We start from the raw sequence: 24,384 nt of genomic DNA, 5'->3' as shown, positions 1-24,384 counted from the left end.
TTCAGAGCAGAGAAAAACATCATGGCAAAAGTACCACGTAAAACCGCTGAATTTGTAGATACGGCTGGCAATGAAATAGACACCGTAAACCCGAACGTCGTGACTCTCGACAAGCCGATTAAGCGTGCCGGTCAGACGATTGATAAAGTCACACTGATTGAGCCGAACGCCGGTACCCTGCGCGGTGTCAGTCTGGCAGCGGTGGCGCAGTCCGAAGTCGATGCGCTGATTAAAGTGCTGCCCCGCATGACCTATCCCGCCCTCACGGCGCAGGAGCTTACCGCGATGAACCTGCCCGATATGCTGTCGCTGGCCGCTAAGGTGATTGGTTTTTTGTCACCGACTTCGGCGGAATAGATTTCCCGCCCGACCTGTCGACCGATGACCTGATGGCGGATATTGCGGTGATATTCCACTGGTCGCCATCAGAGCTCTATTCCCTGAGCCTGACCGAGCTCATCACATGGCGCGAAAAGGCGCTGCAGCGTAGCGGAAACCACAATGAGTAATAACCTGAGGCTTGAGGTTTTGCTGAAAGCGGTCGACCAGGCGACCCGACCGCTTAAATCCATTCAGGCTGAGAGTAAAGCCCTGACGGCGGATATTCGCGACACACAAAAAGGGCTGCGTGACCTTAACGGGCAGGCAGCAAAAATTGACGGCTTTCGTAAGGCCAGTGCACAACTGGCCGTAACGGGACAGTCGCTTGAAAAAGCGAAGCGTGAAGCCGAGGAGCTTGCTACCCAATTTAAAAACACCGAGCGACCAACTCGTGCGCAGGCGCAGGTGCTTGAATCGGCAAAGCGTGCGGCTGATGGTCTGCAGGTTAAATACAACAGCCTTACCGAGTCGATAAAACGTCAGCAACGCGAGCTGGGTGCGGCGGGAATTAATACCCGCAACCTTGCCAATGACGAGCGAGGATTAAAAAGTCGCATAAGTGAAACGACGGCGCAGCTTAACCGCCAGCGCGAGGCACTGGCGCGCGTCAGTGCACAGCAGGCGAAATTAGTCCGGGTGAAAGAGCGATATAAATCAGGCAAGGAGCTTGCCGGTAACATGGCCGCTGCAGGTGCCGCCGGGGTCGGTATCGCGACAGCGGGAACGATGGCCGGGGTTAAATTACTGATGCCCGGTTATGACTTTGCGCAGAAAAATTCCGAACTGCAGGCCGTGCTCGGGGTCGATAAGCAGTCGCCAGAAATGCAGGCGCTACGCAAACAGGCGCGCCAGCTCGGCGACAATACTGCCGCCTCTGCTGATGATGCAGCCAGTGCGCAGATTATCATTGCAAAAGGTGGTGGTGATGCGGCAGCTATAGCGGCCATGACACCTGTGACTCTCAACCTGTCGCTTGCAAACAGAAAAACAATGGAGGAAAACGCGCAACTGTTGATGGGGACAAAAGCTGCCTTTCAGCTTTCTAATGACGCGGCTGCGCATATCGGTGATGTTCTTTCAACCACGATGAACAAAACCACCGCTGATTTTCAGGGACTAAGTGACTCATTAAGTTACCTTGCCCCTGTTGCGAAAAATGCTGGGGTGAGTCTTGAACAGGCGGCGGCGATTACCGGCACACTTCATGATAATAACATCAGGGGGTCAATGGCTGGGACTGGCGGCGCTGCTGTTATAACGAGACTACAGGCACCCACAGGCAAAGCATACGATGCTCTCAAAGAGCTGGGAGTTAAAACCTCGGACAGCAAAGGCAATACGCGCCCGTTATTTACCATCCTGAAAGAAATGCAGGCCAGTTTTAAGCGCAACAATCTTGGTACCTCACAAAAGGCCGAGTACGTGAAAACGATATTCGGCGAGGAGGCTATGAAGTCTGCAAGTGTCCTTATGGCGGCAGCGGCAAGCGGAAAACTCGATAAGCTAACTGCCACGATAAAGGATTCAGACGGTAAAACAGAGGAGCTGGTCAAGGTTATGCAGGATAACCTCGGCGGCGACTTCAAGGAGTTCCAGTCAGCGTATGAGGCGGTCGGCACTGACCTCTATGACCAGCAAGATAGCTCATTGCGTCAGCTAACTCAGACAGCAACGCAGTATGTGCTAAAGCTTGATGACTGGATCAAAGACAACAAGGAGTTAGCGGAAACTATCGGCATCATCGCCGGTGGTGCGCTGGCGCTGATTGGTATCATCGGCGGCATTGGTCTCGTTGCGTGGCCGGTTGTCATGGGGATTAATGCCATTATCGCCGCTGCTGGCGTGCTGGGTACGGTCTTTACTGTCGTCGGTAGTGCCATTGCGACAGCGCTCGGTGCGATTACCTGGCCGATAGTAGCCGTCGGTGCGGCGATTGTGGCGGGGGCGCTACTCATCCGTAAATATTGGGAGCCCATCAGCGCATTTTTCTCGGGAGTGATTGAGGGCATCATGAGTGCCTTTGCCCCAGTCGGGGAAATGTTCGCTCCACTGGCTCCCATTTTTGATGGTCTCGGCGAGAAACTGCGCGGCGTCTGGCAGTGGTTTAAAGACCTGATAGCACCGGTTAAGGCCACGCAGGAAACGCTTGATAGCTGCAAAAATGTCGGCGTCATATTTGGTCAGGCACTGGCCTCTGCCTTGATGGCTCCGCTCAATGTTTTTAACAAGCTGCGCAGCGGTGTCGACTGGCTTCTCGAAAAGCTCGGCATCATCAACAAAGAGTCGGACAGCCTCGACCAGACCGCCGCCAAAACCAATGCCGCCACACAGGGTAATTCCTACATCCCGGCAACCAGCACATATGGCGGCTATCAGGCTTATCAGCCAGTTACCGCACCGGCGGGGCGCTCTTACATTGACCAGAGCAAAAGCGAATACAACATCAATCTGCCGGGAGGTGTTGCGCCGGGGCATCAGCTTGACAGACAACTACGCGACACGCTCGAACAGATTGAGCGCGATAAACGCGCCCGCCAGCGTGCCAACATGACCCACGACTATTGAGGGGGATTAAACGATGATGCTTGCTCTCGGAATGTTTGTGTTTGAACTTCGCACCCTGCCTTACCAGTCGATGCAGCATTCGAAAGATTATCGCTGGGTGTCCAATGACCGGGTGGGTAAACCACCTGCCTATCAGTTTCTTGGCGAGGGGGAAACCTCGATACAGCTTGCTGGTACGCTATACCCCGCTATCACTGGCGGTTGGATCTCACTAAAAGCTGTAGAGGTGATGGCTAACGAGGGCAGAGCATGGCCGCTGATAGAGGGAACCGGCAACATTCTCGGGATGTATATCGTCGACAGAGTATCGACCACGCACACTGAGTTTTTCAGCGACGGTGCAGCCAGAAAGATTGATTTCACTCTTTCGCTTAAACGGGTCGACGAATCACTGACGGCGATGTTTGGCGACCTGAATAAACAGGCCAGTGAGCTTCTCGGCTCTGCCGGAAATGTGGCCGATAAGCTGCAGGGTTCGCTCGGAGGACTTACAGCATGATTACGGGCATGACCATTGACGCCAGTGCCAGCCTTGCACCGGCATTTATGCTTACGCTGAACAGCCAGGACATTACCAGCAATTTTAGTGACCGGCTGATTTCTCTTACCATGACCGACAACCGGGGCTTTGAAGCTGACCAGCTCGACATTGAGCTCGACGACTCTGACGGCAAAGTCGAATTACCCCTGCGCGGGGCAGTGCTGACGTTGTGGCTTGGCTGGCAGGGTTCGGCACTTCTGAATAAGGGTGATTTCACGGTCGATGAGATTGAGCACCGGGGCGCGCCTGATACCCTGACCATCCGGGCACGCAGTGCAGACTTTCGCGGTTCGCTCAATTCCAGGCGTGAAGAATCATGGCATGACTCCACCCTCGACGAACTGGTCAGCACCATTGCGAAACGCAACAAACTGACGGCCAGCGTAGCGGATGCACTAAAAAAAATCCCAGTATCGCATATCGACCAGTCGCAGGAGTCCGACTCGGTATTTCTGACCCGACTGGCTGACCGAAACGGAGCTGCGGTATCAGTGAAAGCGGGGAAACTGCTGTTTATGAAAGCGGGGAGCGCGACGACGGTCAGCGGTAAGCCAATTCCGCAAATGACGTTGACCCGTAGCGACGGTGACCGTCATCAGTTTGCTATCGCTGACCGTGGGGCTTATACCGGCGTAACCGCTAAATGGTTGCACACTAAAGACCCGAAGCCGCAAAAGCAGAAAGTTACGCTGAAACGCCAGCCAAAAGAGAAACACCTGCGCGCACTGGAACACCCGAAAGCAAAGCCGGTCAGCAAAAAGACAAAGGCCCAAAAAGAACAGGAAGCACGCGAGGGTGAGTACATGACCGGTGAAGCCGATAACGTGCTGGCGCTTACGACGGTCTACGCATCAAAGGCACAGGCGATGCGCGCCGCTCAGGCTAAGTGGGATAAGCTGCAACGAGGTGTTGCCGAGTTTTCAATTACGCTGGCGCTCGGTCGCGCTGATTTATTTCCCGAGACGCCAGTGCGCGTATCAGGCTTTAAGCGCGTCATAGACGAGCAATCTTGGTTAATCAGTAAGGTAACTCACAATCTGAATAATAATGGCTTCACGACGGGGCTAGAGCTTGAGGTTCAGCTTTCGGAAGTGGAGTACAGTTCAGAGGAAGATAGAGACTGAAAAAGCAAATCATAACTTGCAAATGCAACACTAGAGTTTATTATTCCCTCAAACGCGCCAGCAGGGGGAAAAATTATGATGCACTGCCCGTTATGCCAAAACGCCGCGCATGCTCGCACTAGCCGATACCTTAGCACCGAAACGAAAGAACGTTATCACCAGTGCCAGAACATCAATTGCGGCTGCACATTTATCACTTTTGAGACGCTATCAAGGTTTATCGTGAAACCGGGTGCTATTGATCCTGCCCCACCCCACCCCGTCAGAAACCAGCAACAACAACTTTGGCTTTGAACCTGCTTCGGCAGGTTTTTTTATATCTGTAGCCATCACGTCAATCTCTGCCGCCAATTTGCCGCCACCACCAATCAAAAAGGGGTTAGCAATTCGCTAACCCCTTGTTTCATAACACGCTTTGGATGTAGCGTGAATGCGTTATCAGTTAAGACGCTCTTTGATACGAGCAGCCTTACCAGTACGCTCACGCAGGTAGTACAGTTTAGCTTTACGAACAGCACCACGACGTTTGACAGAAATGCTGTCAACTACCGGAGAGTGAGTCTGGAAGACACGCTCAACGCCTTCGCCGTTGGAAATTTTACGAACAGTGAATGCAGAGTGCAGACCGCGGTTACGAATAGCGATAACCACGCCCTCGAATGCCTGCAGACGTTTTTTGGAACCTTCAACAACCCATACTTTCACTTCCACGGTATCACCCGGACGGAAGGAAGGTACGTCCTGCTTCATCTGCTCTTGTTCAAGTTGCTTAATAATGTTGCTCATAATTTAATCTCTTATCCTGGGTAAACTGATATCTCGGGGGCTTACGCCATCCCATCATGTTTATGTTGCTGTTGTGCGTGTTCCGTTTTGAACTCCGCCAGCAACCTTGCTTGCTCTTCAGTCAGAGCCAGGTTTTCCAGAAGTTCAGGTCTTCTAAGCCAGGTACGGCCCAGCGACTGTTTCAAACGCCAGCGACGTATCTCGGCATGGTTGCCCGACAGTAACACTGACGGAACTTCCATCCCTTCTAACACCTCAGGCCGCGTATAGTGCGGGCAATCCAGCAATCCTTCAGCAAAGGAATCTTCCGTTGCCGAGGCTTCATGCCCCAGAACTCCCGGAATAAACCGGGAAACGGAGTCAATCAGCGTCATTGCTGGTAACTCACCACCACTGAGAACGTAATCGCCGATTGACCATTCTTCGTCAATTTCGGTTTGGATTACGCGCTCATCTATACCTTCGTAGCGACCGCACACCAGAATCAATTTTTGATTCGTTGCCAGTTCGCTGACGCCCGCTTGATCAAGCTTGCGCCCCTGCGGTGACAGATAGATCACCTTTGCGCCTTCACCCGCCGCGCTTTTTGCTGCATGAATGGCGTCCCGTAAAGGTTGCACCATCATTAACATCCCCGGTCCGCCGCCGTAAGGACGATCGTCCACGGTACGGTGCCGGTCGTGCGTGAAGTCGCGAGGACTCCAGCTCTGGATGCTCAGCAGGCCATTTTTAACTGCCCGGCCAGTTACCCCGTAATCGGTAATTGCGCGGAACATTTCAGGAAACAGGCTAATTATGCCAATCCACATAGCGCCGTCTTTTACCGTTTATCCGGTGGTTTAAAAACCAGGATCCCAATCTACTACGATTGAACGAGTAGTGAGATCGACTTTCTTGATAACCTGCCCATCGAGGAACGGTACGAGACGTTCCTTGATACCAAACGCATCTTTCAGGTTTGCCTTAATGACGAGAACGTCATTGGATCCGGTTTCCATCATGTCAATGACTTTACCGAGATCGTAGCCTTCAGTGGTTACTACCTGGCAGCCCATCAGGTCTTTCCAGTAGTAGTCACCCTCTTCAAGCTGAGGCAGCTGCGATGAATCCACGACAATTTCACAATTCGTCAGCAGGTTCGCCGCATCACGATCGTCAACGCCTTTCAGCTTGATGATCATGTCCTGATTGTGGTGCTTCCAGCTTTCCAGCTGGACTTGCTGCCACTGACCCGCCTTCTGGATAAACCAGGGCTGATAGTCAAAAATGCTTTCGGCGTCTTCGGTGGAAGAAAACACTCTGAGCCACCCACGAATACCGTAAGACGAACCCATTTTTCCCAAAACGATGGGATCAACAGGTGCTTGCGCGGTGAGTTGTTTGCTCATCATGACCACCGTGACAGATTAAGCTGCTTTGTTTACTTCTTTGATCAGCGCAGCAACGCGATCAGAAATAGTTGCGCCCTGGCCAACCCAGTGAGCGATGCGATCCAGATCCAGGCGAGTGCCTTCTTCTTTTTCGCTAGCGATTGGGTTGAAGAAACCAACGCGCTCGATGAAGCGACCGTTGCGTGCATTACGGCTGTCAGCGACAACAACCTGGTAGAACGGACGCTTTTTAGCGCCGTGACGTGCTAAACGAATAGTTACCATAACATCCTCTTGTGTGAATAAAACAACCGGACCCCATCGAGGAACGGAGTCCGGTGTCATATTAAAAGCCCGAAAATTTTACTCATTTTTGCGGAAATTGCAATCAACAGTTGCTAACTCTGCTGCAAAAGGCCGTCGGCGGTGCAGCCAGTTTGGTGCCGGAGTGCGCGCAGTCACCGGAGCGTACACGCAGTACGTGAGGATGACGAGCACCCCCCGGTGCCAAAATGGCAAACAAGCCAGGCCGATTAGCGACCAGGAAATCCCGGCGGCATCATTCCCTTCATACTTCTCATCATCTTCGCCATTCCGCCCTTCTTCATTTTCTTCATCATGCGCTGCATGTCGTCGAACTGCTTCAGAAGGCGGTTAACGTCCTGCACCTGCATACCGCAACCGGCGGCGATACGGCGTTTACGCGAACCTTTGATGATTTCTGGCTTAGCGCGCTCTTTCAACGTCATCGAGTTGATGATGGCTTCCATACGCACCAGCACTTTATCGTCCATTTGCGACTTGACGTTATCCGGGATCTGCCCCATACCCGGCAGTTTGCCCATCAGGCTGGCCATGCCGCCCATGTTTTTCATCTGGCGCAATTGTTCAAGGAAATCGTTGAGATCGAAGCCGTCACCTTTTTTCAGCTTGCTGGCTAATTTCTCAGCCTGCGCGCGGTCAACTTTGCTTTCGATATCTTCGATCAACGACAGTACGTCGCCCATGCCAAGAATACGGGAAGCGATACGGTCCGGGTGGAACGGCTCCAGCGCCTCAGTTTTCTCGCCGACGCCGAGGAATTTAATCGGTTTGCCAGTGATGTGACGAATAGAGAGCGCCGCACCGCCACGAGCATCGCCGTCGACTTTAGTCAGTACCACACCGGTCAGCGGTAACGCTTCATTGAATGCTTTTGCCGTATTGGCCGCATCCTGACCGGTCATGGCGTCAACCACAAACAGGGTTTCAACCGGGTTAATCGACGCATGGACTTGTTTGATTTCGTCCATCATCGCTTCGTCAACGTGCAAACGACCGGCGGTATCCACCAGCAGCACGTCGTAGAATTTCAGTTTGGCTTCTTTCAGTGCCGCGTTAACGATATCTACCGGCTTCTGACCAACATCTGAAGGGAAGAAATCGACGCCCACCTGCTCTGCCAGCGTCTCAAGCTGCTTGATTGCCGCCGGACGATAAACGTCTGCAGAAACCACCAGCACTTTTTTCTTGTGCTTCTCACGCAGGAACTTACCGAGTTTACCAACGCTGGTTGTTTTACCGGCACCTTGCAGGCCTGCCATCAGCACGACCGCAGGCGGTTGCGCAGCCAGGTTCAGGGTCTGGTTCTCTTCGCCCATCGCCGCAACCAGTTCGTTACGGACGATTTTGACGAACTCCTGCCCCGGCGTCAGGCTCTTATTAACTTCATGACCAACCGCTTTCTCTTTTACGCGATTGATAAACTCACGCACTACCGGCAGAGCGACGTCCGCCTCCAGCAGCGCCATGCGCACTTCGCGCAGCGTATCTTTTACGTTGTCTTCAGTGAGGCGTCCACGGCCACTGATATTGCGCAGCGTGCGCGACAAACGATCGGTTAAATTATCAAACATTGTCTCTCGCCTGGGGTGGAAACGGTTGGCCGCAATTGCGACACATCATCTGTATTTTGCCGCAGTATAACATGAAGGCGTCTTTGTTGTTATGCAACGGTTGGAGCAGCGTTCACCTGACGTTATACTGCTTCTCTTTCTCATTGCTCAAACTGTCGACATCACTATGCCCGTTTTTGCTCTGCTCGCGCTCGTCGCCTACTCCGTCAGCCTCGCGCTGATTGTTCCCGGTCTACTGCAAAAAAACGGCGGCTGGCGGCGAATGGCTATTATTTCTGCGGTCATCGCGCTGGTCTGCCACGCAATCGCTCTGGAAGCCCGCATCCTGCCCGACGGTGATAGCGGACAAAACCTCAGCCTGCTGAACGTTGGTTCGCTGGTCAGTTTGATGATCTGTACAGTGATGACCATCGTGGCTTCTCGCAACCGCGGCTGGTTGCTGCTACCCATTGTCTATGCCTTTGCACTAATCAACCTTGCGCTGGCGACCTTCATGCCCAATGAATACATCACCCATCTTGAAGCTACGCCTGGGATGCTGGTGCACATTGGCTTATCGCTCTTTTCCTATGCCACGCTGATTATCGCCGCCCTGTATGCGCTACAACTGGCGTGGATTGATTACCAGCTGAAGAACAAGAAGCTGGCGTTTAACCAGGAAATGCCGCCGTTGATGAGTATCGAGCGTAAAATGTTCCACATCACGCAGATTGGCGTGGTGCTGTTAACGCTCACTCTTTGTACTGGCCTATTCTACATGCACAACTTATTTAGCATGGAAAATATCGACAAGGCTGTGCTCTCTATCGTGGCATGGTTTGTCTATATTGTGCTGCTGTGGGGGCATTATCATGAAGGATGGCGTGGACGCCGCGTCGTCTGGTTTAACGTCGCTGGCGCGGTCATTCTGACGATGGCCTATTTCGGCAGCCGAATTGTCCAGCAGTTAATCAGCTAAAACCAGAAAAGGAGTTTCCCCTGGAACACATATCTACTACCACGTTGATCATCATTCTGATCATCATGGTGGTCATTTCAGCCTATTTTTCCGGGTCCGAAACCGGAATGATGACCCTCAACCGCTATCGTCTGCGACATATGGCAAAACAGGGTAATCGCTCGGCCAAACGCGTCGAAAAATTGCTGCGTAAGCCAGACCGCCTGATAAGCCTGGTGTTAATCGGTAATAACCTGGTCAATATTCTTGCCTCCGCGCTCGGCACGATTGTTGGGATGCGTTTGTACGGCGATGCGGGCGTGGCAATTGCGACTGGTGTGCTGACTTTTGTCGTACTGGTTTTTGCTGAGGTATTGCCGAAAACCATTGCCGCGCTGTACCCGGAAAAAGTCGCTTATCCGAGTAGTTTTCTGTTAGCACCACTGCAAATTTTGATGATGCCGCTGGTCTGGTTGCTGAACGCTATCACCCGCATGTTAATGCGCATGATGGGCATCAAAACTGATATCGTGGTCAGCGGCTCTTTGAGCAAAGAGGAGTTGCGCACCATTGTGCACGAATCGCGGTCACAAATTTCCCGTCGCAATCAGGATATGCTGCTGTCGGTGCTCGATCTGGAAAAAATGACCGTCGATGACATCATGGTACCGCGTAGTGAAATTATCGGTATTGATATCAACGATGACTGGAAATCGATTCTGCGCCAACTCTCCCACTCACCTCACGGGCGCATCGTGCTCTATCGTGATTCGCTGGACGACGCCATCAGTATGCTGCGTGTGCGTGAAGCCTGGCGACTCATGTCGGAGAAAAAAGAGTTCACCAAAGAAACCATGCTACGCGCCGCAGACGAAATCTATTTTGTCCCGGAAGGTACGCCACTCAGCACGCAGTTGGTGAAGTTTCAGCGCAACAAAAAGAAAGTCGGCCTGGTCGTCAACGAGTATGGAGACATTCAGGGGCTGGTGACGGTTGAAGATATTCTGGAAGAGATTGTCGGCGATTTCACCACGTCGATGTCGCCAACACTTGCCGAAGAAGTTACGCCACAAAACGACGGTTCGGTGATTATTGATGGCACTGCCAACGTGCGGGAAATCAACAAAGCCTTTAACTGGCATCTACCGGAAGATGATGCTCGTACTGTTAACGGCGTCATTCTGGAAGCTCTGGAGGAGATCCCGGTTGCAGGCACCCGCGTGCGTATTGGCGAGTACGATATCGATATTCTCGACGTACAGGACAATATGATTAAGCAGGTAAAAGTTTTTCCTGTGAAACCACTGCGCGAGAGCGTGGCGGAGTAATAAAAACGGCCCGACATTCACATGCCGGGCCGTAAGGTATTACGAAAACAGAAATTAAGCTTTTGCTTTCGCTACAGTAACCATCGCTGCGCGAATCGTACGACCGTTCAGCGTATAACCCTTCTGCATAATGCCCAGTACGTTACCCGGCGCTACGTCGTCAGATTCCACCATTGCGATGGCCTGATGCACATTCGGGTCCAGCGGCACGTTGGTTTCAGAGATAACTTCAACGCCAAATTTACGCACCACATCCAGCATCGACTTCAGCGTCAACTCAATGCCTTCAACCATCGCGGACATATCCGGGTTAGCTTTATCAGCCACTTCCAGCGCGCGATCCAGACTATCGATTACCGGCAGCAATTCGTTGATGAATTTCTCCAGCGCGAATTTATGCGCTTTTTCGATATCCAGTTCAGTACGGCGACGCAGGTTTTCCATTTCCGCTTTTACGCGCAAAATGCCGTCACGTTCACGGGTCTGAGCTTCAGCCAACTGAGCTTCGAGATTCGCAATTTTTTCATCGCGCGGATCCACCTGCTCAGCAGAAGCTTCTGGCTCAACTGCCTCAATCTCTTCGTGCTGATCCATGATAATTTCTTCCGGGGCTTGCCCCTCAGGCGTTTTCTGTTCTTTACTACTCATGAATTTCTCCGCGTTTTTTTCGCATTCATCTCGCTAACTTCGCTTATTATGGGGATCAGTTTCAGGGTTTCAAGGGAAGCACTCACATTGTCATCAATCTTCGCAACAAGGACCTCGGAAAATGAATAATCATTTCAAGTGTATTGGCATTGTGGGACACCCACGGCACCCCACTGCACTGACAACACATGAAATGCTCTACCGCTGGCTGTGCACAAAAGGTTACGAGGTTATCGTCGAGCAGCAAATCGCTCACGAACTGCAACTGAAGAATGTGAAAACCGGCACACTCGCCGAGATTGGGCAACTGGCTGATCTCGCGGTAGTTGTTGGTGGCGACGGTAATATGCTCGGCGCAGCGCGCACGCTCGCCCGCTACGATATTAAAGTTATCGGCATTAACCGTGGCAACCTGGGTTTCCTGACCGACCTTGATCCCGATAACGCCCAGCAACAGTTAGCCGATGTGCTGGAAGGCCACTACATCAGCGAAAAACGTTTTTTGCTGGAAGCGCAAGTCTGTCAGCAAGATTGCCAGAAACGCATCAGCACGGCGATTAACGAAGTGGTACTTCACCCTGGCAAAGTGGCGCATATGATTGAGTTCGAAGTGTATATCGACGAGATCTTTGCGTTTTCTCAGCGTTCCGATGGCCTGATTATTTCGACACCTACAGGCTCCACTGCCTATTCTCTCTCGGCAGGCGGTCCAATCCTGACGCCTTCTCTGGATGCAATTACCCTCGTGCCTATGTTCCCTCATACGTTGTCAGCGCGACCGCTGGTGATAAACAGCAGCAGCACTATCCGTCTGCGTTTTTCGCATCGTCGTAATGACCTGGAAATCAGTTGCGACAGCCAGATAGCCCTGCCAATTCAGGAAGGTGAAGATGTCTTGATTCGTCGCTGTGATTACCATCTGAATCTGATTCACCCGAAAGACTATAGCTATTTCAACACATTAAGCACAAAGCTCGGCTGGTCAAAAAAATTATTCTAATTTTACGCCAGCCTCTTTACTGTATATAAAACCAGTTTATACTGTACACAATAACAGTAATGGTTTTTCATACAGGAAAACGACTATGTTGGCACAACTGACCATCAGCAACTTTGCTATCGTTCGTGAGCTTGAGATTGATTTTCATAGCGGCATGACCGTAATAACTGGCGAGACCGGCGCGGGTAAATCTATTGCAATAGATGCCCTCGGTCTTTGTCTCGGTGGTCGCGCTGAAGCCGACATGGTGCGTACCGGCGCTGCTCGCGCTGACCTGTGCGCCCGTTTTTCTCTGAAAGATACGCCAGCGGCCCTGCGCTGGCTGGAAGAAAACCAACTGGAAGATGGCCGTGAATGTCTGCTTCGTCGTGTAATCAGTAGCGATGGTCGCTCCCGTGGTTTCATCAACGGTACGGCTGTTCCGCTGTCACAACTGCGCGAGCTGGGTCAGTTGCTCATTCAGATCCATGGTCAGCACGCTCATCAGTTACTCACCAAACCCGAGCACCAAAAATTCCTGCTTGATGGCTATGCCAATGAAACCTCTCTGCTCCAGGAAATGACCGCACGTTATCAGTTGTGGCATCAAAGCTGCCGCGATCTCGCGCATCATCAACAGTTAAGTCAGGAACGCGCCGCCCGTGCGGAACTGCTGCAATACCAATTAAAAGAACTTAACGAATTTAATCCGCAGCCCGGAGAGTTTGAGCAAATCGACGAAGAGTACAAACGTCTGGCGAACAGCGGTCAATTGCTGACTACCAGCCAGAATGCATTGGCATTAATGGCCGACGGTGAAGACGCAAACCTGCAAAGTCAGCTTTACACGGCTAAACAGCTGGTGAGCGAATTGATTGGCATGGACAGCAAACTGTCCGGCGTACTTGATATGCTGGAAGAAGCTACCATCCAGATTGCTGAAGCCAGCGACGAACTGCGCCACTACTGCGATCGTCTGGATCTCGACCCTAACCGTTTGTTTGAACTTGAACAGCGCATCTCAAAACAGATTTCGCTGGCACGTAAACATCACGTCAGCCCTGAGGCATTGCCACAGTATTACCAGTCGCTACTGGATGAGCAGCAGCAACTGGACGATCAGGCAGACTCGCAAGAAACTCTCGCGTTGGCAGTCACTAAACATCACCAACAAGCGCTGGAAACGGCACGCGCGTTACACCAGCAACGCCAGCATTATGCAAATGAGTTGGCGCACCTGATCACCGACAGTATGCACGCGCTTTCCATGCCGCATGGGCAATTTACGATTGATGTTAAATTTGACGAACACCACCTGGGTGTTGACGGTGCCGATCGTATTGAGTTTCGGGTAACCACCAACCCAGGCCAACCAATGCAGCCCATCGCCAAAGTCGCATCCGGTGGTGAATTGTCGCGTATCGCACTGGCAATCCAGGTTATCACCGCGCGTAAAATGGAAACCCCGGCGCTTATTTTCGATGAAGTGGATGTAGGAATTAGCGGCCCGACAGCGGCAGTCGTCGGCAAACTGCTACGTCAGCTTGGCGAATCAACCCAAGTGATGTGTGTTACCCATTTGCCACAAGTCGCAGGATGCGGTCATCAACACTATTTTGTCAGCAAAGAAACCGATGGTGCGATGACCGAAACTCATATGGAGTCGCTGGACAAAAAAGCGCGGTTACAGGAACTGGCGCGCTTATTGGGTGGTAGCGAAGTTACACGCAATACGCTGGCAAACGCGAAAGAACTGCTAGCGGCATAAACTTTTTTACCGCTTCACGGTCAGAGTAGACAGCAAAACGCCGTAGGACCGGAAAGCAAAAGGTTTTAAAGTGATGAAAGGTCTATTATCATCGGCATATTACATATGAGCCACGTACTGCTCGGGCCCGAAAAGGAATCAAATCACTATGCGCTGTAAAACGCTGACTGCTGCCGCAGCAGTACTATTGATGTTGACTGCAGGCTGTTCCACTCTGGAGCGAGTGGTTTACCGTCCTGACATCAACCAGGGGAACTATCTGACCGCTAACGACGTTTCCAAAATACGTGTTGGCATGACGCAACAACAAGTTGCGTACGCATTGGGTACACCGCTGATGTCTGATCCATTTGGTACAAATACCTGGTTCTATGTGTTCCGCCAGCAACCAGGCCATGAAGGTGTAACGCAGCAAACGCTGACGCTGACCTTTAACAGCAGCGGTGTGTTGACCAATATTGATAACAAACCTGCGCTGACTGGCAACGAATAAAATTTGCCATTTATCGCGATTAAAAAGGTGCTCAGTGAGCACCTTTTTTCTGGTTGTTATTTATTTGCCGATTTCTCTGCCCGTTGCCTGCGAAGCTCCTTCGGATCGGCAATCAGCGGGCGATAAATCTCCACCCGATCGCCATCGTGCACAACGTCACCCAATTTTGCAGGGCGGCTGTATATACCCACTTTATTTTTTGTAAGATCGATGTCGGTACGCAGTTCAAGCAAACCACTAGCACGAATCGCCTCTTCAACCGTCGCGCCCTCCTGCAAACTTACCCGTTGCAGGTATTGCTTCTCGGGTAATGCGTAAGCCACCTCAACGGCAATTTTACCTGGCACTGTAGACCTCTTTTGCACGAACAGTAAAAGCCTGCACCATATTAGCTGCCAGCTCTTTAAACACACGACCAAAGGCGAGTTCAATCAACTTATTGGTAAACTCAAAGTCGAGATGAAATTCAATACGGCACGCGTCCTGGCTCAACGGCGTAAACTTCCAGCCGCCGATCAATTTCTTAAACGGTCCATCAACCAGGCTCATGAGAATACTTTGGTTACTGGTCAACTGGTTGCGGGTTGTAAACGTTTTGCTGATCCCAGCCTTAGACACATCTACCGCAGCGGTCATCTGCCCAGGAGTGGACTCCAGAATCCGGCTTCCAGTGCACCCTGGTAAAAACTGAGGATAAGACTGAACGTCATTCACTAACTGATACATTTGCTCCGCGCTGTAGGGTACCAGTGCGGTCCGGCTAATCTGAGGCATAACAATTTCCATCAACAAAAATCCAACAAATAATATCATTTATCCTGCTGTAAAAAAAACGCTATCCCGGCGCTGGGTAACATCCGGTTCATGCTAAGATAGAGCCTTGTCCCCCGCAGGATTGATATGGGGTATTTTCGATTTCAGATTACCGATGATTCACGACGCTTATGACGAAGAAAAAAGCACATAAACCTGGTTCAGCGACCATCGCGCTTAACAAGCGCGCCCGTCACGAATACTTTATTGAAGAAGAGTTCGAAGCGGGACTTGCCCTGCAAGGCTGGGAAGTTAAATCCCTGCGCGCAGGAAAAGCCAATATTAGCGATAGCTATGTCCTTCTGCGCGACGGGGAAGCGTTCCTGTTTGGCGCAAACATCACGCCGATGGCGGTGGCTTCCACGCACGTGGTGTGCGACCCTACCCGCACCCGCAAACTGCTTCTCAACCAGCGCGAACTTGACTCTCTCTATGGCCGAGTGAACCGTGAAGGTTATACCGTAGTGGCGCTCTCCCTGTACTGGAAAAATGCATGGTGCAAAGTAAAAATCGGCGTCGCGAAAGGTAAGAAACAACACGATAAACGTTCTGATATCAAAGAACGCGAATGGCAGGTTGATAAAGCGCGTATCATGAAAAACGCGCACCGTTAAACCTACATAAGCGATACTAATCAGATTCTCACCGCGCCTCCCTATCCGGTGGCGCGAATGAACATCTTGTCGACTATCAAATCTGACACGGATGTAGCCATCCCATTACTTAATCGAAGAAAAATCATACTATACAGACGCTAATTCCTGGATGGTAACGCCCTTGGGGCTAGTCATGGCGCTCAAAAATCTGGTATACTTAACGTTACACATTGGGGCTGATTCTGGATTCGACGGGATTTGCGAAACCCAAGGTGCATGCCGAGGGGCGGTTGGCCTCGTAAAAAGCCGCAAAAAATAGTCGCAAACGACGAAAACTACGCTTTAGCAGCTTAATAACCTGCTTAGAGCCCTCTCTCCCTAGCCTCCGCTCTTAGGACGGGGATCAAGAGAGGTCAAACCCAAAAGAGATCGCGTGGAAGCCCTGCCTGGGGTTGAAGCGTTAAAACTTAATCAGGCTAGTTTGTTAGTGGCGTGTCCGTCCGCAGCTGGCAAGCGAATGTAAAGACTGACTAAGCATGTAGTACCGAGGACGTAGGAATTTCGGACGCGGGTTCAACTCCCGCCAGCTCCACCAATCATGATTGGACGGTGTAAGGACAACACCAACAAAAACAGAAAGTTAGCAGTCTCAGCAGGACACCGCCCAGACGGTGAGGAGACATAAAGGAACACAATGGAGTCGCGACTCCCTGTGACATTAAAGCCCGCTGATGCGGGCTTTTTTATTGGTCCTGACCCGTCCTGAATAGAATCCATCCAATTACAGTCCAGACATATACAGCATCCCTCAGCTCAGTATCATCTTCTCGAAAATGGTCGCTGTCATTTACCCGTTGCCAGAAATAGAAAAATTTGCCCCATAGCCAGCCTTCCCGGAACCTGTTTCTTCATTAAGATTATTGTTGATGCCATCAAGTAACATCGGTTGGATGGGATTGATCTTACTCACATTAGTAGACACGGAACTCAGTAAGTTGAAGTAACTCCGAACTCTGAAAAAGCAGTTTAAATAGCATTTCAACAAATGAGCAAACGAATGCCACCAGTTCGAAAATGAGTATAAGTACACTTAATATATTGTTTTAATTATTCATTTCCTTTCAACCCAATTCTTATTCCTCATATTATTTGTTATTAATTTGTTGTTTTTGATCACAATAAGAAAACAATACGTAACTTTTATGCGCATTTTTCAGAAATGTAGATATTTTTAGATTATGGCTACGAAATAAGCATCGCCATGTCACCCTACATCTCATAAGAGGATCGCTTCTGATGAATGCACTGACCGCCGTACAAAATAACGCTGTCGATTCAGGCCAGGACTATAGCGGATTCACCCTCACCCCGTCGGCGCAATCCCCGCGTCTGCTGGAACTCACCTTCACCGAACAGACGACCAAACAGTTCCTCGCGCAGGTTGCCGAATGGCCCGTGCAGGCGCTGGAGTACAAATCGTTTCTGCGTTTTCGGGTAGGCAAAATTCTTGACGATCTGTGTGCGAATCAGCTGCAACCGCTGCTGTTGAAGACGCTGCTAAACCGCGATGAAGGTGCGCTATTAATCAATGCGGTGGGTGTCGATGATGTGAAGCAAGCGGATGAGATGGTGAAGCTGGCAACGGCGGTAGCGCATCTGATTGGTCGCTCCAATTTCGACGCCATGAGCGGCCAGTACTACGCGCGTTTCGTGGTGAAAAATGTCGATAACTCAGACAGCTATCTGCGCCAGCCGCACCGCGTAATGGAGCTGCACAACGACGGCACCTACGTGGAAGAGATCACCGACTATGTGTTGATGATGAAAATCGACGAGCAGAACATGCAGGGCGGCAACTCGCTGCTGCTGCATCTCGATGACTGGGAACATCTGGACCACTTTTTCCGCCATCCGCTGGCGCGCCGTCCGATGCGCTTTGCCGCGCCGCCGAGTAAAAACGTCAGCAAAGATGTCTTCCATCCGGTGTTCGACGTTGATCAGCAGGGCCGCCCGGTGATGCGCTATATCGACCAGTTTGTCCAGCCGAAAGACTTCGAAGAAGGCGTGTGGTTGAGCGAGCTTTCCGATGCCATTGAAACCAGCAAAGGCATTCTTTCTGTGCCCGTTCCCGTTGGCAAATTCCTGTTGATTAACAATCTATTCTGGCTGCACGGTCGCGACCGCTTTACTCCGCACCCGGATCTGCGTCGTGAACTGATGCGTCAGCGCGGCTATTTCGCTTACGCCACTCACCACTACCAGACGCATCAGTAAGCGCAAAGGAATTGAGCGGATGTATGATTTTGTGATTATTGGCGGCGGCATCATCGGCATGTCGACCGCCATGCAACTGATTGATGTTTATCCGGATGCCCGCATTGCGTTGCTGGAAAAAGAGTCCGGCCCGGCCTTTCATCAGACGGGCCACAACAGCGGCGTGATACATGCCGGGGTTTATTACACGCCCGGTAGCCTGAAGGCACAGTTTTGCCTGGCGGGAAACCGCGCCACCAAAGCCTTTTGCGATCAAAACGGCATTCGCTACGACAACTGCGGCAAGATGCTGGTCGCCACCTCTGAACTCGAAATGGAACGGATGCGCGCGTTGTGGGAACGCACGGCGGCGAACGGTATCGAGCGCGAGTGGTTAAACGCCGATGAACTGCGCGAGCGCGAACCGAATATCACCGGGCTTGGCGGTATTTTTGTGCCGTCCAGCGGCATTGTCAGCTACCGCGAAGTCACGGCGGCGATGGCAAAAATTTTCCAGGCCAGAGGCGGTGAGATTATTTATAACGCCGAAGTCAGCGCCCTCAGTGAGCATAAAAACGGCGTGGTGATACGTACCCGTCAGGGCGGTGAATATGAAGCATCGACGCTGATTAGCTGTTCAGGGCTGATGGCTGACCGGCTGGTGAAAATGCTCGGCCTCGAACCGGGCTTTATTATCTGCCCGTTCCGTGGCGAGTATTTCCGCCTTGCGCCGGAGCATAACCAGATTGTTAACCATCTGATTTACCCCATTTCCGATCCGGCAATGCCGTTTTTGGGCGTTCATCTCACCCGCATGATCGACGGCAGCGTCACCGTCGGGCCAAACGCAGTGCTGGCTTTTAAACGCGAAGGCTATCGCAAGCGCGACTTCTCATTTAGCGACACGCTGGAAATTTTAGGCTCGTCGGGGATTCGCCGGGTGCTGCAAAACCATCTACGCTCAGGACTGGGCGAGATGAAAAACTCGCTGTGCAAAAGCGGCTATCTGCGGCTGGTGCAAAAGTATTGTCCCCGGCTTTCGTTAAGCGATCTCCAGCCCTGGCCCGCCGGTGTGCGGGCGCAAGCGGTATCGCCAGACGGCAAGCTAATTGACGATTTTCTGTTTGTCACCACCCCGCGCACGATCCACACCTGCAACGCGCCCTCCCCGGCAGCGACATCAGCAATTCCTATTGGTGCGCATATTGTCAGCAAGGTACAAACGCTGTTGGCAAGCCAGAGTAACCCCGGACGCACGCTGCGAGCGGCACGTAGTGTGGATGCCTTACACGCCGCATTTAATCAATAACCTTTGAAAACAGGACGTAACAATGAAACTTAACGACAGTAAATTATTCCGCCAGCAGGCGTTGATTAACGGGGAATGGCTGGACGCCAACAATGGTGAAGTCATCGACGTCACCAATCCGGCGAACGGCGACAAGCTGGGTAGCGTGCCGAAAATGGGCGCTGATGAAACCCGTGCCGCTATCGACGCCGCCAACCGCGCCCTGCCCGCCTGGCGTGCGCTCACCGCCAAAGAACGTGCCACCATTCTGCGCAACTGGTTCAATTTGATGATGGAGCATCAGGACGATTTAGCGCGCCTGATGACCCTCGAACAGGGCAAACCACTGGCTGAAGCGAAAGGTGAAATCAGCTACGCCGCCTCTTTTATTGAGTGGTTTGCCGAAGAAGGCAAACGTATTTATGGCGACACCATTCCTGGTCATCAGGCCGATAAACGCCTGATTGTTATCAAGCAGCCGATTGGCGTTACCGCGGCTATCACGCCGTGGAACTTCCCGGCGGCGATGATTACCCGTAAAGCCGGCCCGGCGCTGGCGGCAGGCTGCACGATGGTGCTGAAGCCCGCCAGTCAGACGCCGTTCTCTGCGTTGGCACTGGCGGAGCTGGCGATCCGCGCGGGCATTCCGGCTGGCGTGTTTAACGTGGTCACCGGTTCGGCGGGCGCGGTGGGTAACGAACTGACCAGCAATCCGCTGGTGCGCAAACTGTCGTTTACCGGTTCGACCGAAATTGGCCGCCAGTTAATGGAACAGTGCGCGAAAGACATCAAAAAAGTGTCGCTGGAGCTGGGCGGCAACGCGCCGTTTATCGTCTTTGACGATGCCGATCTCGATAAAGCCGTGGAAGGCGCGCTGGCCTCGAAATTCCGCAACGCCGGGCAAACCTGCGTCTGCGCCAACCGTTTATACGTGCAGGACGGCGTGTATGACCGCTTTGCCGAAAAATTGCAGCAGGCGGTAAGCAAACTGCACATCGGCGACGGGCTGGATAAAGGCGTCACCATCGGGCCGCTGATCGATGAAAAAGCGGTAGCAAAAGTGGAAGAGCATATTGCCGATGCGCTGGAGAAAGGCGCGCGCGTGGTTTGCGGCGGTAAAGCACATGAACGTGGCGGTAACTTCTTCCAGCCGACCATTCTGGTGAACGTTCCGGCTAACGCCAAAGTGTCGAAAGAAGAGACCTTCGGCCCCCTCGCCCCGCTGTTCCGTTTTAAAGATGAAGCCGATGTGATTGCGCAAGCCAATGACACCGAGTTTGGCCTTGCCGCCTATTTCTATGCCCGTGATTTAAGCCGCGTCTTCCGCGTGGGCGAGGCGCTGGAGTACGGCATCGTCGGCATCAATACCGGGATTATTTCCAATGAAGTGGCCCCGTTCGGCGGCATCAAAGCCTCGGGTCTGGGTCGTGAAGGTTCGAAGTATGGCATCGAAGATTACTTAGAAATCAAATATATGTGCATCGGTCTTTAACTGGAGAACGCGAATGAGCAGCAATAAAGAGTTAATGCAGCGCCGCAGTCAGGCAGTTCCTCGTGGCGTCGGGCAAATTCACCCGATTTTCGCTGACCGCGCGGAAAACTGCCGGGTGTGGGACGTTGAAGGCCGTGAGTATCTTGATTTCGCGGGCGGGATTGCGGTGCTCAATACCGGGCACCTGCATCCGAAAGTGGTTGCGGCGGTGGAAGCGCAGTTGAAAAAATTGTCGCACACCTGCTTCCAGGTGCTGGCTTACGAGCCGTATCTGGAGCTGTGCGAGATTATGAATCAGAAGGTGCCGGGCGATTTTGCCAAGAAAACGCTGCTGGTCACCACGGGTTCCGAAGCGGTGGAGAACGCGGTGAAAATCGCCCGCGCCGCCACCAAACGTAGCGGCACCATCGCCTTTAGCGGCGCGTATCACGGGCGCACGCATTACACGCTGGCGCTGACCGGCAAGGTGAATCCGTACTCTGCGGGCATGGGCCTGATGCCAGGGCACGTTTATCGCGCGCTTTATCCTTGCCCGCTGCACGGCATCAGTGAAGATGACGCTATCGCCAGCATCCACCGGATCTTCAAAAATGACGCCGCGCCGGAAGATATCGCCGCCATCGTGATTGAGCCGGTTCAGGGCGAAGGCGGTTTCTACGCCGCGACGCCAGCCTTTATGCAGCGTTTACGCGCGCTGTGTGACGAGCACGGGATCATGTTGATTGCCGACGAAGTGCAGAGCGGCGCGGGGCGTACCGGCACGCTGTTTGCGATGGAGCAAATGGGCGTTGCGCCGGATCTCACCACCTTTGCGAAATCGATCGCAGGCGGCTTCCCGCTGGCGGGCGTCACCGGGCGCGCCGAAGTGATGGACGCCGTCGCACCGGGCGGGCTGGGCGGCACCTATGCCGGTAACCCGATTGCTTGCGTGGCAGCGCTGGAAGTGTTGAAGGTGTTCGAGCAGGAAAATCTGCTGCAAAAAGCCAACGACCTGGGGCAGAAGCTGAAAGACGGATTGTTGGCGATCGCCGAAAAAAATACGGAGATCGGCGACGTACGCGGTCTGGGGGCAATGATCGCTATCGAGCTGTTTGAAGATGGTGATCACAGCAAACCAGACGCCAAACTCACCGCCGAGATCGTGGCTCGCGCCCGCGATAAGGGCCTGATTCTTCTCTCCTGCGGCCCGTATTACAACGTGCTGCGCATCCTTGTGCCGCTCACCATTGAAGATGCTCAGATTCGTCAGGGTCTGGAGGTCATCGGCCAGTGTTTTGCTGAGGCGAAGCAGTAGCGCCGCTCCCATGCCGGAGGCGACTCTACGCGTCTTGTCCGGCCTACGAGAGTGTAGGTCGGATAAGGCGTTAACGCCGCATCCGACATTCGGCGCACCCATGCCGGAGGCGACGCTACGCGTCTTGTCCGGCCTACGAAGTGTAGGTCGGATAAGGCGTTTACGCCGCATCCGACAATCGGCACACCCATGCCGGAGGCGACGCTGCGCGTCTTGTCCGGCCTACGGGGATCCAGGTCGGATAAGGCGTCTACGCCGCATCCGACAATCTGTACGTGAACAGGAATAAAGCTATGTTGGCCGGGTAAGGCGGAGCCGCTCTCCGGCAAAAAGAATCAATAACAATTAAACGCGTGACCCGACGCGGGAAATGTCGGGGCGCTCTCCCAAGTGACACACTTTCGAGAGGATTCAGGATGGGGCAATCATCGCAACCACATGAGTTAGGCGGCGGGCTGAAATCACGCCACGTCACCATGTTGTCTATTGCCGGTGTTATCGGCGCAAGTCTGTTTGTCGGTTCAAGCGTCGCTATCGCCGAAGCGGGCCCGGCGGTATTACTGGCCTATCTGTTCGCCGGATTACTGGTGGTTATGATTATGCGGATGCTGGCGGAAATGGCGGTTGCCACGCCCGATACCGGTTCGTTTTCCACCTATGCCGATAAAGCCATTGGCCGCTGGGCGGGCTATACCATCGGCTGGCTGTACTGGTGGTTTTGGGTACTGGTTATCCCACTGGAAGCCAACATCGCCGCCATGATCCTGCACTCGTGGGTTCCAGGCATTCCCATCTGGTTATTTTCCCTCGTCATTACCCTCGCCTTAACTGGCAGTAATTTATTAAGCGTTAAAAACTACGGCGAATTTGAGTTCTGGCTGGCGCTGTGCAAAGTCATCGCTATCCTGGCCTTTATTTTCCTTGGTGCAGTCGCAATTAGCGGTTTTTACCCGTATGCCGACGTGAGCGGTATTTCAAGATTGTGGGATAGCGGCGGCTTTATGCCCAACGGCTTCGGCGCGGTATTAAGCGCGATGTTGATCACCATGTTCTCGTTTATGGGCGCAGAAATTGTCACCATTGCCGCCGCGGAATCCGACACGCCGGAAAAACATATTGTCCGCGCCACCAACTCGGTTATCTGGCGTATTTCTATCTTCTATTTATGCTCTATTTTTGTCGTCGTGGCATTAATACCGTGGAATATGCCGGGGCTGAAAGCCGTTGGTTCTTATCGCTCGGTTCTGGAATTGCTCAATATTCCCCATGCGAAATTAATCATGGACTGCGTGATATTACTTTCCGTAACCAGTTGCCTGAACTCGGCGCTGTATACCGCCTCGCGGATGCTCTACTCCTTAAGCCGTCGCGGTGATGCGCCTGCGGTAATGGGCAAAATCAACCGCAGTAAAACCCCGTATGTGGCGGTGTTACTCTCCACCGGCGCGGCATTTTTAACGGTGGTGGTGAACTATTACGCACCTGCGAAAGTGTTTAAATTCCTGATAGACAGCTCCGGTGCTATCGCCCTGCTGGTTTATTTAGTCATCGCCGTTTCACAGTTGCGGATGCGTAAAATTCTGCGAGCAGAAGGAAGCGAAATTCGCTTGCGCATGTGGCTTTACCCATGGCTCACCTGGCTGGTAATCGGCTTTATTACCTTTGTGTTGGTGGTCATGCTATTCCGCCCGGCGCAACAGTTAGAAGTGATCTCCACCGGCTTATTAGCAATAGGGATTATCTGTACCGTGCCAATTATGGCTCGCTGGAAAAAACTGGTATTGTGGCAAAAAACACCCGTCCATAATACGCGTTGATATTGTTCAGGAGTCA

The 24,384-nt window shown here is 52.5% G+C and carries 25 protein-coding genes and 1 other RNA gene; 18 read left to right on the top strand and 8 right to left on the bottom strand.

Annotated features, from left to right (window positions below; genetic code table 11):
* The first annotated feature begins 21 nt into the window (after positions 1-21).
* From D9742_RS04220 to D9742_RS04195, 6 genes are all read left to right on the top strand, one after another.
* Positions 22-357, top strand: coding sequence for a phage tail assembly protein (locus D9742_RS04220; protein WP_130236078.1), 336 nt, complete (start codon positions 22-24; stop codon positions 355-357).
* A complete protein-coding gene (locus tag D9742_RS04215; RefSeq protein ID WP_309487114.1) occupies positions 354-509 on the top strand; it encodes a GpE family phage tail protein in 156 nt (51 codons plus the stop codon). Before D9742_RS04220 ends, D9742_RS04215 begins: the two co-directional genes overlap by 4 nt.
* Positions 502-2,946, top strand: coding sequence for a phage tail tape measure protein (locus D9742_RS04210; RefSeq protein WP_130236077.1), 2,445 nt, complete (start codon positions 502-504; stop codon positions 2,944-2,946). The genes D9742_RS04215 and D9742_RS04210 overlap by 8 nt, the downstream gene beginning before the upstream one ends.
* 13 nt (positions 2,947-2,959) lie before the next feature.
* Positions 2,960-3,445: a phage tail protein gene (locus D9742_RS04205; RefSeq protein ID WP_130236076.1), complete on the top strand. Its 486-nt coding sequence runs from the start codon at positions 2,960-2,962 to the stop codon at positions 3,443-3,445.
* On the top strand, positions 3,442-4,611 hold the full coding sequence (locus D9742_RS04200; RefSeq protein ID WP_130236075.1) for a phage late control D family protein: 1,170 nt from the start codon (positions 3,442-3,444) through the stop codon (positions 4,609-4,611). The genes D9742_RS04205 and D9742_RS04200 overlap by 4 nt, the downstream gene beginning before the upstream one ends.
* A gap of 75 nt (positions 4,612-4,686) precedes the next feature.
* Positions 4,687-4,905 (top strand): DNA-binding transcriptional regulator, encoded by a 219-nt coding sequence (locus D9742_RS04195; protein ID WP_019842421.1) that lies wholly within the window; start codon positions 4,687-4,689, stop codon positions 4,903-4,905.
* Positions 4,906-5,049: 144 nt separating this feature from the next.
* Here the strand turns inward: D9742_RS04195 and rplS are convergent, their stop codons facing one another.
* The 5 genes from rplS to ffh all read right to left on the bottom strand — a co-directional run bounded on the left by rplS (position 5,050) and on the right by ffh (position 8,662).
* Positions 5,050-5,397 (bottom strand): 50S ribosomal protein L19, encoded by a 348-nt coding sequence (rplS, locus tag D9742_RS04190; RefSeq protein WP_000065253.1) that lies wholly within the window; start codon positions 5,395-5,397, stop codon positions 5,050-5,052.
* Between the two features lie 41 nt (positions 5,398-5,438).
* Complete coding sequence (gene trmD, locus D9742_RS04185) at positions 5,439-6,206, bottom strand: tRNA (guanosine(37)-N1)-methyltransferase TrmD (protein ID WP_000264785.1); 768 nt, start codon at positions 6,204-6,206, stop codon at positions 5,439-5,441.
* A gap of 30 nt (positions 6,207-6,236) precedes the next feature.
* Positions 6,237-6,785 (bottom strand): ribosome maturation factor RimM, encoded by a 549-nt coding sequence (gene rimM, locus D9742_RS04180; RefSeq protein ID WP_130236122.1) that lies wholly within the window; start codon positions 6,783-6,785, stop codon positions 6,237-6,239.
* 18 nt (positions 6,786-6,803) lie between these two features.
* A complete protein-coding gene (gene rpsP, locus D9742_RS04175) occupies positions 6,804-7,052 on the bottom strand; it encodes a 30S ribosomal protein S16 (RefSeq protein WP_000256450.1) in 249 nt (82 codons plus the stop codon).
* A 248-nt stretch (positions 7,053-7,300) separates the two neighbouring features.
* Entirely contained in the window at positions 7,301-8,662 is a 1,362-nt protein-coding gene (gene ffh, locus D9742_RS04170; RefSeq protein ID WP_000460033.1) for a signal recognition particle protein, read from the bottom strand.
* A gap of 166 nt (positions 8,663-8,828) precedes the next feature.
* Between ffh and D9742_RS04165 the strand changes: the two genes are divergently transcribed.
* Both D9742_RS04165 and D9742_RS04160 read left to right on the top strand, forming a co-directional pair.
* Positions 8,829-9,620, top strand: coding sequence for an inner membrane protein YpjD (locus D9742_RS04165; protein WP_113410710.1), 792 nt, complete (start codon positions 8,829-8,831; stop codon positions 9,618-9,620).
* 20 nt (positions 9,621-9,640) lie between these two features.
* Positions 9,641-10,927, top strand: a complete 1,287-nt coding sequence (locus D9742_RS04160) for an HlyC/CorC family transporter (RefSeq protein WP_010723175.1) — start codon at positions 9,641-9,643, stop codon at positions 10,925-10,927.
* 54 nt (positions 10,928-10,981) lie between these two features.
* Here the strand turns inward: D9742_RS04160 and grpE are convergent, their stop codons facing one another.
* Positions 10,982-11,575, bottom strand: coding sequence for a nucleotide exchange factor GrpE (gene grpE, locus D9742_RS04155; protein WP_130236074.1), 594 nt, complete (start codon positions 11,573-11,575; stop codon positions 10,982-10,984).
* A gap of 121 nt (positions 11,576-11,696) precedes the next feature.
* On the opposite strand from grpE, the gene nadK reads away from it, so the two are divergent.
* The 3 genes from nadK to bamE all read left to right on the top strand — a co-directional run bounded on the left by nadK (position 11,697) and on the right by bamE (position 14,815).
* Complete coding sequence (gene nadK, locus D9742_RS04145) at positions 11,697-12,575, top strand: NAD(+) kinase (RefSeq protein ID WP_001059169.1); 879 nt, start codon at positions 11,697-11,699, stop codon at positions 12,573-12,575.
* An 85-nt stretch (positions 12,576-12,660) separates the two neighbouring features.
* Complete coding sequence (gene recN / locus D9742_RS04140; RefSeq protein ID WP_130236073.1) at positions 12,661-14,322, top strand: DNA repair protein RecN; 1,662 nt, start codon at positions 12,661-12,663, stop codon at positions 14,320-14,322.
* A gap of 148 nt (positions 14,323-14,470) precedes the next feature.
* Entirely contained in the window at positions 14,471-14,815 is a 345-nt protein-coding gene (bamE, locus tag D9742_RS04135) for an outer membrane protein assembly factor BamE (RefSeq protein ID WP_064529892.1), read from the top strand.
* Positions 14,816-14,871: 56 nt separating this feature from the next.
* Here bamE and D9742_RS04130 read toward each other — a convergent pair whose 3' ends face one another.
* The gene (locus tag D9742_RS04130; protein ID WP_130236072.1) at positions 14,872-15,162 is read right to left on the bottom strand and encodes an RnfH family protein; all 291 of its coding nucleotides are present in this window, start codon (positions 15,160-15,162) and stop codon (positions 14,872-14,874) included.
* Complete coding sequence (ratA, locus tag D9742_RS04125; RefSeq protein WP_001339419.1) at positions 15,152-15,589, bottom strand: type II toxin-antitoxin system toxin RatA; 438 nt, start codon at positions 15,587-15,589, stop codon at positions 15,152-15,154. Before ratA ends, D9742_RS04130 begins: the two co-directional genes overlap by 11 nt.
* Before the next feature lie 170 nt (positions 15,590-15,759).
* Between ratA and smpB the strand changes: the two genes are divergently transcribed.
* The 7 genes from smpB (at position 15,760) to gabP (ending at position 24,368) form a co-directional block, all read left to right on the top strand.
* The gene (gene smpB, locus D9742_RS04120; protein ID WP_000162574.1) at positions 15,760-16,242 is read left to right on the top strand and encodes an SsrA-binding protein SmpB; all 483 of its coding nucleotides are present in this window, start codon (positions 15,760-15,762) and stop codon (positions 16,240-16,242) included.
* A 214-nt stretch (positions 16,243-16,456) separates the two neighbouring features.
* Positions 16,457-16,819: a transfer-messenger RNA gene (gene ssrA, locus D9742_RS04115) on the top strand.
* Between the two features lie 701 nt (positions 16,820-17,520).
* On the top strand, positions 17,521-18,498 hold the full coding sequence (gene glaH / locus D9742_RS04105; protein WP_130236071.1) for a glutarate dioxygenase GlaH: 978 nt from the start codon (positions 17,521-17,523) through the stop codon (positions 18,496-18,498).
* 19 nt (positions 18,499-18,517) lie between these two features.
* Complete coding sequence (gene lhgO, locus D9742_RS04100) at positions 18,518-19,786, top strand: L-2-hydroxyglutarate oxidase (protein ID WP_130236070.1); 1,269 nt, start codon at positions 18,518-18,520, stop codon at positions 19,784-19,786.
* Between the two features lie 22 nt (positions 19,787-19,808).
* A complete protein-coding gene (gabD, locus tag D9742_RS04095) occupies positions 19,809-21,257 on the top strand; it encodes an NADP-dependent succinate-semialdehyde dehydrogenase (RefSeq protein WP_130236069.1) in 1,449 nt (482 codons plus the stop codon).
* A gap of 13 nt (positions 21,258-21,270) precedes the next feature.
* Positions 21,271-22,551: a 4-aminobutyrate--2-oxoglutarate transaminase gene (gene gabT / locus D9742_RS04090; protein WP_130236068.1), complete on the top strand. Its 1,281-nt coding sequence runs from the start codon at positions 21,271-21,273 to the stop codon at positions 22,549-22,551.
* 416 nt (positions 22,552-22,967) lie between these two features.
* The gene (gene gabP / locus D9742_RS04085) at positions 22,968-24,368 is read left to right on the top strand and encodes a GABA permease (RefSeq protein WP_001301367.1); all 1,401 of its coding nucleotides are present in this window, start codon (positions 22,968-22,970) and stop codon (positions 24,366-24,368) included.
* Positions 24,369-24,384: the final 16 nt, after the last annotated feature.

This window comes from Escherichia sp. E1V33, from assembly GCF_004211955.1.
Taxonomy (GTDB): domain Bacteria; phylum Pseudomonadota; class Gammaproteobacteria; order Enterobacterales; family Enterobacteriaceae; genus Escherichia.
This window is presented reverse-complemented; position numbering and strand designations above follow the sequence as displayed.